The sequence below is a fragment of the Allobosea sp. CER48 genome, assembly GCF_044752385.1.
GTDB lineage: Bacteria > Pseudomonadota > Alphaproteobacteria > Rhizobiales > Beijerinckiaceae > Allobosea.
Genome location: NZ_JBIWYK010000438.1, coordinates 1 through 2,568, shown reverse-complemented (window position 1 = coordinate 2,568; position 2,568 = coordinate 1). Strand labels below are relative to the sequence as shown.

Sequence of the window (2,568 nt, the reverse complement as noted above, 5' to 3'; positions counted from 1 at the left end):
GCCAGCCGCGCGAGGCTTTCGGCCGCGTCGCGCCCGACCGTTTCCTGCCGCGAAAGATCGGCCTGCAATTCGGCCAGGCGGCGGCCGAGCTCTTCCGCCCGCTGGCGGGCGCGGCGATTCTCGGCTTCGAGTTCGTCGAGGCCGCGCCTCAGCCGGACCAGCGCGGCGGCGGCCGCTGCCTCTCCCTCGCGCAGCGCCGGCATCTCATGGGCCGCGATCGCCTGCCGTTTCGCGGTTTCAGCCTGGATGCCGGTCTGGTCCGCGACGTAGCGGACGGCCTCCTCCAGCACGCGTGCGGCCTGTCTCTCCTGGGCGCGCGCATCATGCAGCGCGATCAGGGCGAGGATCGCCTCGGCGCGACGGATGTCCGAAGCAAGGCTGCGATAGCGCCCGGCCTGTCGCGCCTGCCGCTGCAGCGCCTCGATCTGCCCGTCGATCTCGCCGAGCACGTCTTCCAGCCGCGTCAGATTCTCCTCGGCGCCCCTGAGCCGAAGCTCCGCCTCGTGGCGGCGGCTGTGCAGCCCGGCGATGCCGGCGGCATCCTCGAGGATGCGTCGGCGCGATTGCGGCTTGGCCGAGATGATCTCGCTGATCTGCCCCTGCCGGACGAGGGCCGGCGAGCGCGCGCCGGTCGCGGCATCCGCGAAGAGCAACTGGACGTCCTTGGCGCGGACCTCCTTGCCGTTGATGCGATAGGTCGAACCTTCCTCGCGCTCGATCCTGCGCGTGACTTCGAGGACATCCGCCTCGTTGAAGGCCGCGGGCGCCTTGCGGTCGCTGTTGTCGAGCGTGAGCGAAACCTCGGCCATGTTGCGGGCCGGGCGATCGTTCGAGCCGCCGAAGATGACGTCGTCCATCCCTGAGCCGCGCATGTTCTTGAACGAGCTTTCGCCCATCACCCAGCGCAGGGCTTCCACGAGGTTGGATTTGCCGCAGCCGTTCGGCCCGACGATGCCGGTAAGGCCCGGCTGGATGGGGAATTCGGTCGGCTCGACGAAGGTCTTGAAGCCGGCGAGCTTGAGGCGCGTCAGATGCATCTGCGCGCCCCGCTCGTCTGAAAACCCTCAGCCCTCATCCCGAGGAGCCGCGCAGCAGCGTCGTGAAGGATGAGGGCCGAGATAAATGCCGCGCTCGGAGCGCGCGAGCGGAAAGGCCCCGCCTCAATTCCCGAGGAGCGGTGCCAGGATCTTGTCGAATTCGGCGATCGAGAGAGCACCGGAACGCTTCTGCCCGTTGATGAAAAAGGTCGGCGTCGAGTCCACGCCAGCCTTGGCCCCGCCATCCTTCACGACAGTGACGGCGTCATAGATATCCTGCCGTTTCAAGCAGGCCTCGAACGATTCCTGTGTGAAACCGGCCTGCTTCACCAGCGCGGAGAGCGCATCGACCGGCTTCTCGGTGAACGCCCAGTTGCGCTGCTGCGCGAAGAGCAGGTCGGTGATCGGGAAGAACTTGTCGTTGCCGTTGCAGCGGGCGAGCATGAAGCCGGCGGTGGCCAGCGGGTCGAGCGGGAACTCGCGCAGCGTGAAGCGCACCTTGCCCGTGTCGACGTATTTCTTCTTGAGCTCCGGCCAGGTCGTCTCATGGAAATGCGCGCAATGCGAGCAGGTCATCGAGGCGTACTCGACGATGCTGACCTTGGCGTCGGGGGAACCCAGCCAGACATCGCCCAGCGGGCCTGCATCGGGAAGCTTGGTCTGGGCCCGCGCGGCGTTAACGCCGGCGAGCGCGGCAGCGGTGATGCCGGCTGCGCCGGTCAGGAGCTGTCGCCTGTTCGTCATCGTGAGAATTCCCCGGAAGGTCCAAAGCGGTTGCGGAGCTATAGAGGCGATCGCGAATGTGGCAAGAGCGCATCGTGCCGCTGGGGGCCTCGCTCACGAAGCCGTGTCATGGCCTCGCGCTTTCGCGCTGAGCGCGACGGCCCGGCCGAGCCGCGCCAGCGCCTCGCGCAGGCCCTCGTCGGCTACGCAGGAGACCTGCTCGTCGATCCGCGTGGCTGCGGCGCCGTCGAGCGTCGGCGCCGGCTTCGCGACCACGGGCGCCGCAACCGGGCCCTGCTTGAGCACGAGCTTGCCGACGGCGCGCCAGCCGAGATGGGTGTTGACCCTCTCGATGACCAGCGGGCCAAGCTGCTGCATCTCCAGTGCGAAGGCTCCCTCGACGCGCACGACCATCGTCGCCGGCTCGGTCGCCTCGCCGGGAGCGGGCCGCCGGCGCGGCCAGTCGATCTTGAGCGGGCGCGATCGCGCCGCGAGCCGCTCGCCGACGATCTCCGGCCAAAGCGAGACGATGGCGCGCCCCGCGAAGCCCTGCGCTGCGAGCACGGGCGCGATGCAGTCGTCGATCAGCTCTGCGAGGGGTTTGGCGGCCATGGGGCCATTTTGCGCGAGGGGGGAGGGAGATGGCAAGTGACCGCGCGGGCGGGCCTGCGCCGAATGCTCGATCCCCGCCCGCTGGTCAGGCCCCGGGTTCGCCGCGGTCGCGGTGGTGCTGCTCCGCGCCGGCGAGAAGCGCCAGCCATGGCTCGCGGCGGATGGTCCAGAGTTCGTAGGCCGGCGCGAGCGTGCT

Annotated in this window: 3 protein-coding genes; all 3 read right to left on the bottom strand. The window is 69.2% G+C overall.

The features are described from left to right. Window positions 1-1,037, bottom strand: a 1,037-nt coding sequence (locus tag ACIPIA_RS14030) for an AAA family ATPase (RefSeq protein WP_400510437.1), incomplete at its 3' end; no start/stop codon positions are given. Window positions 1,038-1,160: 123 nt separating this feature from the next. Continuing rightward, window positions 1,161-1,781 (bottom strand): DsbA family protein, encoded by a 621-nt coding sequence (locus ACIPIA_RS14025; RefSeq protein ID WP_400510435.1) that lies wholly within the window; start codon window positions 1,779-1,781, stop codon window positions 1,161-1,163. Window positions 1,782-1,874: 93 nt separating this feature from the next. Further along, on the bottom strand, window positions 1,875-2,372 hold the full coding sequence (locus ACIPIA_RS14020) for a DUF721 domain-containing protein (RefSeq protein ID WP_400510434.1): 498 nt from the start codon (window positions 2,370-2,372) through the stop codon (window positions 1,875-1,877). Window positions 2,373-2,568 lie beyond the last annotated feature (196 nt).

Bases quoted from the DNA above. Each gene is read 5' to 3' on its own strand.
- ACIPIA_RS14020 (WP_400510434.1), bottom strand. From the start codon at position 2,372: ATGGCCGCCAAACCCCTCGCAGAGCTGATCGACGACTGCATCGCGCCC.
- ACIPIA_RS14025 (WP_400510435.1), bottom strand. From the start codon at position 1,781: ATGACGAACAGGCGACAGCTCCTGACCGGCGCAGCCGGCATCACCGCT.